At 71.8% G+C, this 16111-nt stretch carries 10 protein-coding genes; 6 read left to right on the plus strand and 4 right to left on the minus strand.

Annotated features, from left to right (window positions below):
* Positions 1-8: 8 nt before the first annotated feature.
* The 3 genes from FFS10_RS14220 to thiD all read right to left on the minus strand — a co-directional run bounded on the left by FFS10_RS14220 (position 9) and on the right by thiD (position 4947).
* Positions 9-2615 (minus strand): EAL domain-containing protein, encoded by a 2607-nt coding sequence (locus tag FFS10_RS14220; RefSeq protein WP_171016168.1) that lies wholly within the window; start codon positions 2613-2615, stop codon positions 9-11.
* Between the two features lie 102 nt (positions 2616-2717).
* Positions 2718-4028, minus strand: a complete 1311-nt coding sequence (gene hemL, locus FFS10_RS14225) for a glutamate-1-semialdehyde 2,1-aminomutase (RefSeq protein ID WP_137895129.1) — start codon at positions 4026-4028, stop codon at positions 2718-2720.
* On the minus strand, positions 4012-4947 hold the full coding sequence (gene thiD, locus FFS10_RS14230; RefSeq protein WP_137895130.1) for a bifunctional hydroxymethylpyrimidine kinase/phosphomethylpyrimidine kinase: 936 nt from the start codon (positions 4945-4947) through the stop codon (positions 4012-4014). The genes hemL and thiD overlap by 17 nt, the downstream gene beginning before the upstream one ends.
* Before the next feature lie 146 nt (positions 4948-5093).
* Here thiD and FFS10_RS14235 point away from each other — a divergent pair, with 146 nt between their 5' ends.
* The 6 genes from FFS10_RS14235 to FFS10_RS14260 all read left to right on the plus strand — a co-directional run bounded on the left by FFS10_RS14235 (position 5094) and on the right by FFS10_RS14260 (position 14658).
* The gene (locus tag FFS10_RS14235) at positions 5094-5267 is read left to right on the plus strand and encodes a rubredoxin (protein WP_137895131.1); all 174 of its coding nucleotides are present in this window, start codon (positions 5094-5096) and stop codon (positions 5265-5267) included.
* Positions 5268-5353: 86 nt separating this feature from the next.
* Positions 5354-5761 (plus strand): response regulator, encoded by a 408-nt coding sequence (locus FFS10_RS14240; RefSeq protein ID WP_137895132.1) that lies wholly within the window; start codon positions 5354-5356, stop codon positions 5759-5761.
* A complete protein-coding gene (locus FFS10_RS14245) occupies positions 5761-6126 on the plus strand; it encodes a response regulator (protein ID WP_137895133.1) in 366 nt (121 codons plus the stop codon). The genes FFS10_RS14240 and FFS10_RS14245 overlap by 1 nt, the downstream gene beginning before the upstream one ends.
* Before the next feature lie 10 nt (positions 6127-6136).
* The gene (locus FFS10_RS14250) at positions 6137-6667 is read left to right on the plus strand and encodes a chemotaxis protein CheW (RefSeq protein ID WP_137895134.1); all 531 of its coding nucleotides are present in this window, start codon (positions 6137-6139) and stop codon (positions 6665-6667) included.
* A 21-nt stretch (positions 6668-6688) separates the two neighbouring features.
* On the plus strand, positions 6689-8950 hold the full coding sequence (locus FFS10_RS14255) for a methyl-accepting chemotaxis protein (protein WP_137895135.1): 2262 nt from the start codon (positions 6689-6691) through the stop codon (positions 8948-8950).
* A 29-nt stretch (positions 8951-8979) separates the two neighbouring features.
* The gene (locus tag FFS10_RS14260; protein ID WP_137895136.1) at positions 8980-14658 is read left to right on the plus strand and encodes a hybrid sensor histidine kinase/response regulator; all 5679 of its coding nucleotides are present in this window, start codon (positions 8980-8982) and stop codon (positions 14656-14658) included.
* On the opposite strand, the gene FFS10_RS14265 is transcribed toward FFS10_RS14260, so the two are convergent.
* Positions 14619-16100, minus strand: a complete 1482-nt coding sequence (locus FFS10_RS14265; protein ID WP_137895137.1) for a cryptochrome/photolyase family protein — start codon at positions 16098-16100, stop codon at positions 14619-14621. The genes FFS10_RS14260 and FFS10_RS14265 overlap by 40 nt on opposite strands.
* Between the last annotated feature and the right edge of the window lie 11 nt (positions 16101-16111).

Consider the following 16111-nt stretch of genomic DNA (forward strand, 5'->3'; position numbering starts at 1 on the left):
CGCGCGCCTCAGGCCGGGTTCGGGCTGCCGGCCATGCGCCGCAGATAGGCCTCGAAGGCCTGGGGCGGCAGCGGCGGACTGATGTGGTAGCCCTGGGCCTCGTCGCAGCCCTGGCGGCGCAGGAAGTCGAGCTGCTCGGCGCTTTCCACGCCCTCGGCCACGGTGCGCAGGCCCAGGCCGCGCGCCAGGTTGACGATGGCGCAGACGACGGCCCTTGCGTCCGGGTTGTCGCCGACGCCACGCACGAAGGACGGGGCGATCTTCAGACTGTCCAGCCGCAGCCGCTTGAGCTCGCCCACCGACGAATAACCGGTGCCGAAGTCGTCGATCGCGACGCGGATGCCGTGCTCGGCCAGCCGCTCCATGCGTTTGATCGCCGCCTGCGCGTCGGCCAGCAGGGCCGACTCGGTGATCTCGAGCGTCAGGCAGGCCGCCGGCAGACCGGACTTGGCGAGCAGGCGCGCCGCGAGTTCGGGCAGCTCCGGGTGGGCGAACTGAGCCGCCGACAGGTTGACCGAGACCTGCGCCGGGCACAGGCCCAGGCCGATCCAGTGCTGTGCCTGCGCGATCGCCTGGCGCAGCACCGATTCGGCGAGCTCGAGCATCAGGCCGCTGGCTTCGGCGACCGCGACGAGCTCGAGCGGCCCGATCGCACCGAGCTCGGGGTGGTCCCAGCGCAGCAGGGCCTCGGCTCCGCACACGTGCTGGTCGACCAGCGACAGCTGCGGCAGATAGTGCAGCGCGAGCTGCCGGCCTTGCAGGGCCGGGCGCAAGGCGTTCGCCAGCCGCAGCGTGCGCGCCGAGCGTGCCTGAAGCTCGAGCGTGAAGAAGCGCAGTCCATTGCGCCCGGCATGCTTGACCTGGTACATCGCCGCATCGGCATGGCGGGACAGGGTGTCCATGTCGGTGCCGTCCTGCGGGTACATGGCGATGCCGATCGATGCGGACTCGCTGATTTCGTGCGGCCCGATCGCGTAGGGCCGGGCGACGGCCTCTAGCAGCTTGCTCGCGGTGCGCGCGGCGCCGTCGGCATCGGTGTTCGGCAGCACCATGACGAACTCGTCGCCGCCGACGCGCACCGCCGAATCCTCGGCGCGCAGCTGTCCTTGCAGGCGGTGGCCGACTTCGCGCAGCAGCTGGTCGCCGACCTCGTGGCCGAAACTGTTGTTGATGTTCCTGAAATCGTCGAGGTCGAGGAACATCACGGCCAGCGGTTCGCCATGGCGCTGTGCGCGGCTGAGCGCCTGGCGAAAGCGGTCCTGGTACAGCGTGCGGTTGGGCAGGCCGGTCAGCGGGTCGAAATGGGCGAGCTGGCGAATGCGCTGCTCGGCCTGGTGGCGGTCGGTCACGTCGCGCGAGAGCACGATGAAGCGCGGCGCATGGCCGGCCTCGACGGGCTTCTTCGTGACCGAGAGCTCGAACCAGGCCGGCCCCGGCGCGAGAGGCAACTCGACCTGCCGGCCGGCCGAATGGCCGGTCTCGTTGGCCTCGCGCAGCGCCTCGAGGCAGGTGTTGGCCGCCTCCTCGGGCAGCACCTCGCGCATGGTGCGGCCCAGCAGGGTCTCGGCGGGCGCGGCCAGATGCTCGGGGCGCGTCGCGCGCACGTCGAGGTAGCGCCCCTCGAGGTCGACCTCGAACAGCAGGTCGGGCACGGCGTTCAGCGTGGCCTCCAGCTGGCGGTTCACCGCCTGGAGCTCGCGCGTCTTGGTGCGGACCTGGCGCCGCAGCAACAGCACGCCGCCGGCCAGCAACAGGCCCAGCACGGCCAGGGCCGCCAGGGCGTTGCGCAGCCCGGCCGGCACCAGGGCCTGCGGCGCCTGCGTGCCCCAGCGCTTGAGCGTGGCGTAGTAGGGCGAGCCGGCATCCTGTTGCCAGGCCGAGAGATGGGCGTCGATGCGCGCCAGCAGGTCCGGGTTGCTCCCCGGCGCGGTGACGTAGAACAGGCGCGAGGGCTGGAACACGATGGCGGTCTCGACCAGCTGGTGGGCCGCCGCCCGGAAGGCGCCGAAATGGTAGTTTGCGACGGCCGCGTCCGCCTGGCCCGAGGCGGCGAGCTGGAACGCGGCATCCAGCGAAGCCACGGGCACGACCTCGAAGGAAATGTCGAAGCCCAGCAGCATGGCCCGCAGGCTCTGCTCTTGCACGCTGCCGGCCAGCAGGGCGATGCGCTTGCCCCGCAGGTCGAGGATGGAGTCGATCGGCACGCCCGCGCGGTGGTAGATCTGCGACCAGCTGTGCAGCGCGGGGGTGCGGTGGAAGTCGTAGCGCCGGCTGCGCTCCTCGGTGTAGGCCAGGTCCGGCATCAGGTCGATGCGGCCCTGGCTCAGCTGCTCCAGGCAGGCCTGCCATTCGCAGCGCACGAAGACCAGCTCCCAGGACTCGCGCGTGGCCATCTCGCGCAGCAGGTCGACCAGGATGCCGGCCGGCCGCTGGCGCTCGTCGCTGAAGATCTTGGGCGGGTTCTGATAGACGCCGACACGCACCTCGCGCGCCGCGCCCGTGCCGGCCAGACTGGCCAGCAGGCAGAACGCGGCCAGGCCTGGCCAGCGCGGCCGCCGCCCAGGCCGCGTCGACCGATCGCGCCGCCGAACCCCGTATGCGTCGTTCAGACTCATCCCCGCCCCCGTCTGCGCCCAGCCTGGATCGGACGCCGGTGTCCCGAAATCCCTGCTGACGGCGGACATGCTGCCACGGCCGCAGGGGCCCCTTGGCAGCGTTCAGCCCCTCAGCGTCTGGAACACCTCGCGCGCCGCCGCCACCGTGGCTGCGATGTCCTCCTCGCTGTGCGCCGCGCTGACGAAGCCGGCCTCGTAGAGCGCTGGCGCGATGTAGACGCCGCGTGCCAGCAGGCCGTGGAACAGGGTGTTGAACCTCGCGCCCTCGGTCTTCATCACCTGGGCGTAGTTCTGCGGCAGCTCGGGCAGCAGGAAGAAGCCGAACATGCCGCCCTCGCAGTCGCCGCTGAAGGCCACGCCCTCGGCCGCGGCGGCGGCGGCCAGGCCGTCGACCAGCGAACGGGTCTTGCGCGACAAGGCCTCGAAGAAGCCGGGCCGGCCGATCTCGCGCAGCGTCGCCAGGCCGCAGGCCGTAGCCACCGGGTTGCCCGACAGGGTGCCGGCCTGGTAGACGGGCCCCAGCGGCGCGAGCTGCTCCATCACGGCGCGCCGGCCGCCGAAGGCCGCCAGCGGCATGCCGCCGCCTATCACCTTGCCCAGCACCGTGAGGTCGGGCGCGAAGCCGGGCAGGTCCCGGGCGTAGACGCTTTGCGCGCTGCCCAGCGCGACGCGGCAGCCGGTCATGACCTCGTCGAACACCAGCAGCGCGCCGTGCTGCGTGCACAGCTCGCGGCAGCGCTGCATGAAGGGCAGGCTGGCGCGCACGAAGTTCATGTTGCCGGCGATCGGCTCGATCATCAGGCCCGCGATGTCGGCGCCGTGCAGCGCGAAGGCTTGCTCGAGCTGGGCGATGTTGTTGTATTCGAGCACCAGGGTGTGCTGCACCACCTCGGCCGGCACGCCGGCGCTGGTCGGGTTGCCGAAGGTCGCCAGGCCCGAGCCGGCCTTAACCAGCAGGGCGTCGGCGTGGCCGTGGTAGCAGCCCTCGAACTTGACGATCTTGTTGCGCCCGGTGGCGCCGCGCGCCAGGCGTATCGCGCTCATGCCGGCCTCGGTGCCCGAGCTGACCAGGCGCACCATGTCCATGGACGGCACCAGCGCGAGGATGGCCTCGGCCAGCTCGATCTCGCGCTCGGTCGGCGCGCCGAAGGAGAAACCGTCGACCGCCGCTTTCTGCACCGCCTCGAGCACGGCCGGATGGCCGTGGCCCAGGATCATCGGGCCCCAGGAGCCGATGTAGTCGATGAAGCGCTGGTCGTTGGCGTCCCAGAAGTAGGCGCCCTGGGCGCGTCGCACGAAGCGCGGGGTGCCGCCGACGGCGCGGAAGGCGCGCACGGGGGAGTTCACGCCGCCGGGGATCACGCGGCGTGCGCGCTCGAACAGGGCTTCGTTCAGGTCAGTGTTTGGTTTCATTGAAAGGCGGGGGAAACAGGTCGGGCACCGGCGGCTCGTCGGGGGCGTCCTCGTCGGCCTCGGGCAGGGCCCAGAACAGGCGGTCCGGCAAGGCGTGGCCCATGCCGGGGCGAAAGCCCGCGTCCAGGCAGCGGTCCATGTAGTGCAGGGCTTCGCCGCTGGCCGCCGTCAGGTCGTTGCCGGTGGCGATCAGGGCGGCGAGGGCGGCCGACAAGGTGTCGCCGGCGCCGGTGAAGGTGGCCTCGATGCGCTCGAACTTCTCGCTGCCCAGCACCGTCTGCGGCGTGGCCAGCACGTTGTCCACATGCTGGTCGGGCAGCGGGATGCCGGTCACCAGGGTGTAGGGCACGCCCATCTCGGCCGCGGCCTTGGCCAGGTCGCGCGGGCCGGGGCTTTTCTCGCCGGACCAGTCCGGCAGCAGCCAGCGCCACAGGGTACTGTGGTTTCCGACCAACACCGTGGCCTGCGGCAGCAGCAGTTCGCGGAACGCGTCGAGATACAGGTCGATCTGGTCCTCGGTCCACCAGGACAGGTCGGGCATGTAGGCGATCAGGGGCAGGTCGGCGTAGTCGCTGGCCAGCTCGGCGATGGTGCCCAGGCTCTCCGGGCTGCCGACGAAGCCGACCTTGATCACCTGCACCGGCACGTCCTCGAGGATGGCGCGCGCCTGCTCGGACACGCTGTCTTCCTCGAACACGACGAAATCGAAGATCTCCGCGGTGTCGCGCACGTAGGCGCCCGTGACCACGGGCAGGGCGTGGGCGCCCACCGAGGCGATGGCCAGGGTGTCGGCCGCCAGGCCGCCGGCGCCGCTAGGGTCGGACGCGTTGAACACCAGCACGCAGGGCGGGTTGGCCTCGCCGGGGTCGGCATCCCCGGCTACGTCGGCATCCTGTGTGGCAAGCTTGGGGTTTGTCATAGGCCAGTCAGAGACATCGGTTGGGGCATGATGACGGCCTCAGGTCCTGCGCCTTGGCTACCTCGTGCGCTTGCCCGTTCAGCGCGTGACACACCCTGGATACAATCGCTGCATTCTATGCGAAGGTCTTTTTAGCTGTGACTGCTGTGACTGAAACGAAAACCTGGATGTGCCTGATCTGCGGCTGGATTTACGATGAGGCCGAAGGCGCACCAGACCATGGCATCGAACCCGGAACGCCCTGGGTCCAGGTGCCGATGAACTGGACCTGCCCCGAGTGCGGCGCGCGCAAGGAAGATTTCGAGATGGTCCAAATCTGACGCCAGAGCAGATGGCCCGAACAGAATAAGCAAACAGAACGCCGGCCGGGCCTGGCCCGCTGGCGTAGAACAGGGAGTGGCGGCAAGTGGATGCTACGGGATCGGATTTGAGGGTGCTGGTCGTCGACGACAGCAACACCATCCGGCGCAGCGCCGAGATCTTCCTCAAGCAGGGGGGGTACCAGGTGTTCCTGGCCGAGGACGGCTTCGACGCCCTGGCCAAGGTCAACGACTGCAAGCCGCATCTGATCTTCTGCGACATCCTGATGCCGCGTCTGGACGGTTACCAGACCTGCGCCATCATCAAGCGCAACGCCTCCTTCGCCGCGGTGCCCGTGATCATGCTGTCCTCCAAGGACGGTGTTTTCGACAAGGCGCGCGGCCGCATGGTCGGCTCCGAGCACTACCTGACCAAGCCGTTTACCAAGGACCAGCTGCTGCAGGCCGTGCGGCAGTTCGGTGCCAAGCATGATGCCCAGGAAGGAGGGGTCTGATGCCGATCCACAAGGTGTTGGTCGTGGATGATTCCAAGACCGAGTTGATGTTCCTGTCCGGCGCGCTGCAAAAGCACGGACTGTCGGTCAGGACGGCGGAGAACGCCGAGGACGCGATGCGCCGCATCGTCGACGAGAAGCCGGACCTGATCCTGATGGACGTGGTGATGCCGGGGCAGAACGGCTTTCAGCTCACGCGCACGCTCTCGCGCGACCCGCAGTACGCCGACGTGCCCATCATCATGTGCACCAGCAAGAACCAGGAGACCGACCGCGTCTGGGCCATGCGCCAGGGCGCGCGGGACTACATCACCAAGCCGGTCGACGTGGCCGAGCTGATGGCCAAGATCAAAGCCCTGGGATAGGCCTCAGGCCATGTCCAGCCGCGACACGCTACGCGCCTTCCAGAGCCATCTGGCGAGCCGTCTGCAGGAGGCACGGGTCTCGGGCCAGGCCGCGTCGTGGCTGGGGGTCGAGGTGGGCGGCGGGCCGCTGCTGTTCCCCCTGAGCCACGCCGGCGAGATCTTCGCCTGGACGCCGCCGCAGCGCGTGCCCTATACCCAGCCCTGGTTCCTGGGGGTTGCCAACCTGCGCGGCGCGCTCAGCGGGGTGATCGACCTCGGCGCCTTCGTGCGCCAGGGCGCCGCGTCGCCGCGTGGCGAGGCCGCGCTGGCCCAGTGCCGGCTGATCGCGCTCAACCCCGTGCTGGGCCTGAACTGTGCGCTGCTGGTCGACCGCCTGGTCGGCCTGCGCGGCGTCGGCGCCTTCAGCGCCTCCGGGGAGCCGCCGGCCGGCTCGCCGACCTATTTCGGCCACGGCTACACCGACACCGGTGGCCTGCACTGGCAGGAGATCAACCTGCAGACGCTGTCCCGCGATCCGTTGTTCCTGAACATCGGTTCCTGACTTTCCGGAAAGAGCTGTCCCATGTCCGTCGTCGCTCCTCTCAAGAAACTGTTCCGTCAACGGCCGCGCGCGGCGGGCTCGCCGGGGCGTCCGGCACGCGGCCGCGCCGCCGACACGCAGGCGCGCACCGATCTGCTGCTGTCTTCCGAGCAGGGCGGCGAGGCCGCCAAGCGCCCTGGCGCCGCCCCCGAGGCCCCCGAGGCGCCCGAGTTCGAGCAGCGCCTGAACCTGCCCTGGCTGGGCAGCCGCACCGTGGCCCAACACCAGCGCATCCTCGCGGTGATGCTGGGCGTGGCGCTGCTGGTGCTGGCGGCGGTGACCCTCGTGGTGCTCAACCGCTCCAACCAGGTGGCCCAGCAGGTGGCCGCGACCGGCCAGTCGCTGATGCAGTCCCAACGCCTGGCCAAGTCGGTGTCGCAGGCCCTGATCGGCAGCCCCCAGGCCTTCCCCGAGGTGCGCGAGAGCGCCGACGTGCTGGCGCGCACGGTGCGCGGCCTGCAGGGCGGCAGCGCGGATCTGGGCCTCAAGCCCGTGCCGGCCGCGGACCAGGAGGAGCTGGCCCGCATCGCGCCGCTGGTCGAGCGGGCCGAGAAGAACGCCAACGCTGTGATGGCCCAGCAGAAGATCCTGACCCAGGTCGGCACCGCGCTGCGCACCATCAACCGCCAGTCCTCCGACCTGCTCGAGATCGCCGAGACCGTGGCCGCGCTCAAGCTCCAGCAGGGCGCCGCCCCGGCCGACATCTCGGCCGCCGGCCAGCTGGTGATGCTGACCCAGCGCATCGGCAAGTCCGCCAACGAGTTCCTGACCATGGAGGGCGTGAGCCCCGAGGCCGTGTTCCTGCTCGGCAAGGACCTGAACACCTTCAAGGAGATCGCCCTGGGCCTGAAGGAGGGCAGCGCCGAGCTGCGCCTGGCGCCCACGCGCGAGCCCCAGGCGCGCGAGCGGCTGGACGCACTGATCAAGCTGTACGAGGACACGCGCAGCCAGGCCGGCGCCATCCTGGGCAACCTGCAGGGCCTGGTCTCGGCGCGCGAGGCCCAGTCGGCCATCATTGCCGACAGCGAGCCGCTACGCCGCCAGCTGCAGGAACTGCAGGGCCGCCTGTCCTCGCAGACCGGCCTGGGCCCGGTGGGGCTGGCCGCGCTGCTGCTGTCGGCCCTGTTCGCGCTGCTGTGCGCGGCCGGCGTGGCCTATGTACAGCTGCAGGACAGCCGCCAGCGCCAGGGCGTCGCCGAACAGCAGCGCCAGGAGGCCGAGCGCCAGGAGCAGGAGGCCAAGCGCGTGAACGACGCCAACCAGGCCGCCATCCTGCGCCTGATGAACGAGCTGCAGACCGTGGCCGAGGGCGACCTCACGCACCAGGCCACGGTGACGGAGGACATCACCGGCGCCATCGCCGACTCGGTCAACTACACGGTGGAGGAGCTGCGCTCCCTGGTCGGCAACGTGCAGAACACTGCGACCCGCGTGGCCCAGACCACGGCCCAGGTGGAGAGCACCTCGACCGAGCTGCTGGCCGTGTCCACCGAGCAGCTGCGCGAGATCCGCGAGACCGGCCAGTCGGTGCTGGACATGGCCTCGCGCATCAACGGCGTGTCCTCCCAGGCCCAGGAGTCGGCACGCGTGGCGCGCCAGTCGCTGCAGGCCGCCGAGTCGGGCCTGCATGCGGTGCAGAACGCGATCGGCGGCATGAACGCGATCCGCGACCAGATCCAGGAGACCTCCAAGCGCATCAAGCGCCTGGGCGAGTCCTCGCAGGAGATCGGCGAGATCACCGACCTGATCTCCGACATCACCGAGCAGACCAACGTGCTGGCGCTGAACGCGGCCATCCAGGCCGCCTCGGCCGGCGAGGCCGGGCGCGGCTTTTCCGTGGTGGCCGAAGAGGTGCAGCGCCTGGCCGAACGCTCGGCCGACGCCACGCGCCAGATCTCGGCCCTGGTGAAGGCGATCCAGACCGACACCCAGGACGCCGTGGCCGCCATGGAGCGCTCGACCCAGGGCGTGGTCGAGGGCGCCAGGCTGTCCGACAACGCCGGCACGGCGCTGTCCGAGATCGACAGCGTGTCGCGCCGTCTGGCCGAGCTGATCGAGCAGATCTCCAGGGCCGCCCTGCAGGAGGCGGACTCGGCCAACGTGGTGGCCGGCAACATCCAGCACATCTTCGCCGTGACCGAGCAGACCGGGGAGGGCACGCGCTCGACCGCGGAGCAGGTGCGTGCGCTGTCGCGCATGGCCGAGGAGCTGCGCCAGTCGGTGGCGCGCTTCAAGATCGCCTAGCCGCCCCTTCACCGCGGAGCCCTACGGTCATGTCCGTCCAAGCCCTCGCCGAAACCGCCGAATCCCCTGCCGCCAGCGACCTCGGGCCCCTGGCCTGGGTGCTGGACGAGCTGCGCAAGTCGCTCGAGGGCGCCACCAAGTCCCTGCGGCGCTTCGTGCGCGACACCACGGACGCCGCCGGCGCCGACCTGATGGAAGTCGACGCCGGCCCCCTGCGTCTGGCGCGCCAGCAACTGCACCAGGCCGCCGGCGCCCTGGAGATGGCCGACCAGGCCGTGCCGGCCCGGCTGCTGCGCGCCATGGAGGCCGCAGCCCAGCGCTTCGTCCAGCAGCCCGCCCAGTGCAGCGAGGCCGCCGCCGGCCGCGTCGAGCGGGCGGGCTTTGCCCTGATCGAGTACCTGGAAGGCGTGTTGGCCGGCAAGCCGGTGGCGCCCGTGGGCCTGTTCCCGCCCTACCGCGAGGTGCAGGAGCTGGCCGGCGCCGAACGCATCCACCCGGCCGACCTCTGGCCCCTGGCCTGGCGCTGGACCGATCCGGCCCTGCCGCTGTCCGAGCCGGCCCTGGCCAGCGCACCGGCGCTGCGCGCGCGCCTGGACCAGGGCATCCTGAAGCTCATGAAGAGCGGCGACCTGCAGGCCGCGGCCGAGCTGGGCCAGATCAGCCTGGGCCTGGCGCGCGGCCAGCAGGCGCTGCAGCCGCGCGTGTTCTGGCAGATCTGCGCCGGCTTCTTCGAGGCCCTGAGCCGCGGCGCCCTGCGCGCCGACGCCTATGTCAAGCGCTCGGCCTCGCGCATCCTGCTGCAGTATGCGACCCTGGCCCAGGGCGATCCGGTGGTCTCGGACCGGCTGGCGCAGGACCTGCTGTTCTTCTGCGCCCAGGCCCTGCCTGCGCCGGACTCCGCCCTGCTGCCGGCCCTGGACCGCGCCTGGGCCCTGGGCCGCTGCCTGCCCGGCGACTACGAGCAGCGGCGCTACGGCCAATACGACCCCGCGCTGCGCGTGCAGGCGCGCAAACGCGTCGACGCGCTCAAGGACCTCTGGTCGGCACTGGCCGGCGGCGACCTCGCACGCCTGCAGCAGGCGGTGGACCAGCTCGGCCTGGTGGCCGATTCGCTGCAGCGCCTGGTGCCGGGCGGCGCCGGGCTGGCCCGGGCCCTGAACCAGGCCGGCGCGACCACGCTGCGCTCGGGCCGGCCGCCTTCGGCCGAGCTCGGCATGGAGGTCGCCACCTCGGTGCTCTACCTCGAGGCCATGCTGGCCGACCTGGATCCGAGCGACGCCGAGCTGGCCGAGCGTTGCAATCGGCTCGCGGCGCGGCTGGACCGCGTCTGCGAAGGCGGCGGCGCGCCGCCGCTCGAGCCCTGGATGGAGGCGCTGTACCGCCAGGTCAGCGACCGCCAGACCATGGGCACGGTGGTGGGCGAACTGCACCTGACGCTGGGCGAGGCGGAGAAACTGCTCGACCAGTACTTCCGCCAGCCGGCCGAGGCCCAGCCGCTGCACGCGGTGCCGGGCCTGCTGTCGCAGATGCGCGGCGTGCTGTCCGTGCTGGGGCTGGAGCAGGCCTCACAGGCCGTGCTGCGCATGCGCGACAGCGTCGAGCAGCTGCTGATGGGGGTCGAGCCGGCGGCCGGCGAGCCGCCGGCGGCACTCTACGAACGCCTGGGCAACAGCCTGGGCGCGCTGGGCTTCCTGATCGATATGCTGGGCTACCAGCCCGCGCTGGCCAAGAAGCTGTTCGTTTACGACGCCCAGCGCGGCGAGCTGCGCCCGCTGATGGGGCGCCAGGCGCAGCCATCCCCGGCCGCCGCACCGACGGTGGCCGAGCTGGCACCCGTCCCCCAGGCCGCGCCGGTTGCGCCCGAACCGGCGCCGGCGCGCTTCGAGCCGCCCGCGGCCGACGACGAGCTGCGCGAGATCTTCCTGGACGAGGCGCGCGAGGTGGTCAGCGCCGGGCTGGACGCGGTGCAGGCGCTGGCCCAGGCGCCGGGCGACCTGGAGCAGCAGACCACGCTCAGGCGCGCCTTCCACACCCTCAAGGGCAGCTCGCGCATGGTCGGCCTGGCCGCCTTCGGCGAAGCCGCCTGGTCGCTCGAGCAGCTGCTCAACGCCTGGCTGGCCGAGCAGAAGCCGGTCAGCCCCGAGCTCGGCGGCCTGTGCGAGGAGGCGCTGCAGGGCTTCGGCCGCTGGGTCGAGGACATTGCCGACGGGCGCGACGCGGCCTGGCAGCCCGCCATGTTCAGCCGCGCCGCCGACTTGTTCCGCCTGGAGCGCAAGCGCGTGCCGCTGGACCTGCCGGCCGGCGCGCCGGTGCCGACGGCGCCGGCCGCGGCCCAGCCCCTGGTCGAAGAAGACGAGGAGGAGGCCCTGGGCTGGGCGGACACGCAGCTGCCCGAACCGGACGAGGAGACGCTGGACTTCGCGCTGGCGCCCCAGCCCATCGAGCCGCTGCTGGCCGAGACCCTGGTGTGGCCCCCGTCGCCCGCGCCGCAGGAGGCCGCCCCGGCGGTGCCCGAACCGAGCGCGTTCGAGCTCCCGCCTCTGGAGCTCGGCCTGCCCGAGCCGGCAGCGCCCCCGGCCGAGCCGGCCCCGCAGCCCGAGGCGGTGGAGACGGCGCCGGCCGCTTCGCTGGAAGTCTCGGACATCGACTTCGAGGCCTTTGTTCAGGCGACCCAGCCGCCCGTGCCCGAGGCGCTGCCCATGCCCGAGCCGGCAGCGGCCGAACTGCCGCCCGATCTGGAGGGCGTCGAGCTGGTGTTCGAGGCGCCCGCAGCGGCCGAGCCGGTGGCTTCGGCGCTGCCGGACTTCTCGCTGGACCTGGGTGACTCCGACACCGCCGCGGGCGGCGAGGCCCTGGTGCCGGAAGCCGAGTCGGACGAGCAGTACAAGCGCATAGGCGCGCTGCGCATCGGCATCCCGCTCTACAACGTCTACCTCAACGAGGCCGACGAATGGTCGCGCCGGCTGTCGACCGAGCTCAGCGAATGGAGCATGGAGCCGCACCGGCCGGCGCCCGAGTCGGCCGTTGCACTGGCGCATTCGCTGGCTGGCAGCTCCGCCACCGTGGGTTTCGAGGCGCTGTCGGGCCTGGCGCGCCGGCTCGAGCATGCGCTCGAGCGGCTGCAGGGCCAGGCCGGCGGCAGCCCGGCGCCGGCGCTGCTGTTCCTCGACGTGGCGGAGGACCTGCGGCGCCTGCTGCACCAGTTCGCCGCGGGCTTCCTCAAGGAGCCCAACCCGGCCCTGATCGAGGCCCTGGAGCGCTTCGAGGCCACCGGCGAGCTGCCGGCGGCGGCCGAAGCCGCGCCCGTCGAGCCGGCATTCCAGGCGGCGCCGGTCGAGCCATCGCCGGCGGCGGTGACCCTGGTCGACGAGGAGGACTTCGACCTGGTCGACGCCGTCGATCCCGAGCTGCTGGCCATCTTCGAGGAAGAGGCGGGCGAGCTGATGCCGCAGCTGGGCAGCGCCCTGCGCCAGTGGGTGGCGCGGCCCGACAACAGCGGCGCGCGCGCCGAGGTGCTGCGCGCCCTGCACACGCTCAAGGGCAGCGCCCGCCTGGCCGGCGCCTTCCGCCTGGGCGAGCAGGCCCACCGCATGGAGTCCGCGATCGAGGCCCTGGGCAGCCAGGCGCTGACCAGCGAGCAGATCGAGCCGCTGCTGGGCCGCTTCGACGCCATGGAGGCCAGCGTCGAGCAGCTGCGCCATGCGGTGCCCGCGCCGGTCGCGGCCCCCGAGCCGGCGCCGCAGGCCGCCGTGCCCTTGCCTGCCGCGCCGGCGGCCTTGGCTGCCTCGGCGGTGGCGCTGCCGGCGGCCCTGCAGCCGGTACCGGCCTCGGTCGCCGCCGGCCAGGCGGTGCGCGTGCGCGCCCAGCTGCTGGACCGCCTGGTGGTGCAGGCCGGCGAGGTCATGATCACGCGCTCGCGGCTGGAGGCCGAGCTGGGCCAGCTGCGCGGCTCGCTGCAGGATCTGACCGGCAACCTCGAGCGCCTGCGCCAGCAACTGCGCGACGTCGAGCTGCAGGCCGAGACCCAGATGCAGTCGCGCCTGGCCCAGGCGCAGGGCGAGCAGCAGAATTTCGACCCGCTGGAGTTCGACCGCTTCACCCGCGTGCAGGAGCTCACGCGCATGATGGCCGAGTCGGTCAACGACGTGGCCACCGTGCAGCGCGCCCTGCAGCGCACCGTGCAGGCCACCGAGGACGACCTGCAGGCCCAGGCGCGCCAGACGCGCGAACTGCAGCGCGGCCTGCTGCGCACCCGCATGGTCGAGTTCGAGGGCATCTCGGAGCGCCTGTACCGTGTGGTGCGCCAGGCCGCCAAGGACACCGGCAAGCAGGTCAAGCTCGACATCACGGGCGGGGCGATCGAGATGGACCGCGGCGTGCTGGAGCGCATGACGCCGGCCTTCGAGCACCTGCTGCGCAACTGCGTGGCGCACGGCATCGAGTCGCCCGAAGCGCGCCAGGCGGCCGGCAAGGCGCCGGCCGGCACCGTGACGATAGCGCTGCACCAGGAGGGCAACGACGTGGCGGTGGTGTTCCGCGACGATGGCGCCGGCCTGGACCTCGGCCGCATCCGTGCCAAGGCCCAGCTGCTGGGCCTGATCACCGCCGACCAGGAACTGGGCGAGGCCGAGACCACCGAGCTGATCTACCGGCCCGGCTTCTCGACCGCCGATGCGCTGAGCGAGCTGGCGGGGCGCGGCATAGGCATGGACGTGGTGCGCGCCGAGGTGCAGGGTCTGGGCGGGCGCATCGAGACGCATTCCCAGCCCGGCCAGGGCACGGCCTTCAGGCTGGTGCTGCCGCTGACCACGGCCGTGACCCAGGTGCTGCTGGTGCGCGCCGGCGAGCTGACCGTGGGCCTGCCGGCCAACGTGGTCGAACTGGTGCGCCGCAGCTCGCTGCGCGAGCTGCAGCAGGCCTACAACAGCGGCCAGCTGGCGCACGACGGCGAGTCGCTGCCCTTCTTCTGGGCCGGTGCGCTGCTGCAGTCCTCGGTGCGCAGCCACGAGGCGCAGACCAAGTCGCCGCCGGTGGTGGTCCTGCGCAGCGCGGCGCAGCGCCTGGCCATGCACGTGGACCAGGTGATAGGCAACCAGGAAGTGGTGGTCAAGAACCTCGGCCCGCAGCTGTCACGCCTGCCGGGCCTGGCCGGCATGACGGTGCTGCCCTCGGGCACCGTGGCGCTGATCTACAACCCGGTGGCCCTGGCCTCGGTGTACGGCGAGCAGGTGCGAGCGCTCAGCGCCGACCAGGCCCAGCCCGAGGTGCTGGAGCAGCTCGGCGCAGCGCCCGCCGTGGCGGCCGAGGCGCGCGCGCAGGCGCCGCTGGTGCTGGTGGTCGACGACTCGATCACGGTGCGCCGCGTGATGCAGCGCATGCTGCAGCGCGAGGGCTGGCGCGTGGCGCTGGCGGTGGACGGGCTGCAGGCGCTGGAGCGGCTGCAGGAGGAGCGCCCGGCCGTGGTGCTGTCCGATATCGAGATGCCGCGCATGGATGGCTTCGACCTGGTGCGCAACATCCGCCACGATCCGCGCCTGGCCGAGCTGCCGGTGATCATGATCACTTCGCGCATCGCGGCCAAGCACCGCGAGCACGCCCGCGAGCTCGGCGTCGACCACTACCTCGGCAAGCCCTATTCCGAGGAGGAGCTGCTGGGCCTGGTGCGCCGCTACGCCCCGCTGGAGACCGATCGCCTGACCACGGCGTAGCGCGCCAGCGTGCGCTCGCGCGCCGCCTCGTGCTGCACCAGCGGCTGTGGATAGTCGCGGCCCAGCACCAGCCCGGCGGCGGCCAGGTCCACCGGCCGCGCGGTCCAGGGCGCGTGCAGGGCAGCGTCTGGCAGCTTGGCCAGCTGCGGCAGGTAGCGCCGGATGAAGCGGCCCTGGGCGTCGAACTTCTGGCTCTGCGTGACCGGGTTGAAGATGCGGAACCAGGGCTGGGCGTCGCAGCCGCTGGAGCTGGCCCACTGCCAGCCGCCGTTGTTGGACGCGAGCTCGTAGTCGTTGAGATGCTGGGCGAAATAGCGCTCGCCCCAGCGCCAGTCTAGCCCCAGGTCCTTGACCAGGAAGCTCGCCACCACCATGCGCAGCCGGTTGTGCATGTAGCCGCTCTGGTTGATCTGCGCCATGGCCGCGTCGACCAGCGGATAGCCGGTGCGGCCCTCGCACCAGGCCTGGAACAGCTGCTGCGCGTGCGCGCCTTGCTCCCAGTGGATCGCGTCGTACTCGGGCTTGAAGCTGGCCGTGACCACATGGGGGAAGTTGGCCAGGATCTGGGCGTAGAAGTCGCGCCAGATCAGCTCGCTGAGCCAGGTGCCGGCCCCGGCGCAGCCCTCGGCCATGCGCCCGTGCGCCTGGGCCGCCAGCTCGCGTATCGACAGGGTGCCGAAGCGCAGGTGCGTGCTGAGGTAGCTGGGCCCCTTGAGGGCCGGGAAGTCGCGCGTGGCCTGGTAGCGGGCGATGCGCGTGAGGAAGTCGGCCAGCAGGGCCCGGCCGCCCTGGGTGCCGGCCGGCAGGCGCAGCGCGGCCAGGTTGCTCGTCTGGAAGCCGAATTCGGCCAGCGTGGGCACGGGCTGGCGCAGGGCCTCGGGCCGCGCGGCCAGGGCCTCGGCATGGCGCTCGACCGGGTAGGCGCGCAGGTAGAAGGCGTCGAGCTTTCTGAGCCAGGCGTTCTTGTAGGGCGTGAACACCGCATAGGGCCGGCCGCCCTGGGTCAGCAGCTCCTGGCGCTCGAACACCACATGGTCCTTGCCGGTGTGCAGGGCGATGCCGGCCTCGGCCAGGGCGCCGCGCACCTGGGCGTCGCGTGCCAGGGCCTGGGGCTCGTCGTCATGGTTGGCGAACACCGCCTGTGCGCCCAGCTGGCGGGCCAGGGCCGGGACGGCCTCGCGCGCCAGGGCATGGCGAACGATCAGGCCGGCGCCGGCCTGGCCCGACAGGCGGCGCAGCGCCTGGTCGAGCTCGACCAGGCTCTCGCGTATGAATTCGACGCGGCGGTCGGCGCGCGGCAGCGCGTCCAGGATCTCGCGGTCCAGCACGAACACGCAATGAACCTGGCGGCAGGCCTTGAGCGCGTGGTAGAGCGCGGCGTTGTCGTGGGCGCGCAGGTCGCGCCGGAACCACATCAGTCCGGTGGAGAAGGGCTTGTCCATGTTCGCCGTTA

It is taken from the genome of Ramlibacter sp. 2FC, assembly GCF_005503345.1.
In the GTDB taxonomy this organism is placed as follows: domain Bacteria; phylum Pseudomonadota; class Gammaproteobacteria; order Burkholderiales; family Burkholderiaceae_C; genus SCMQ01.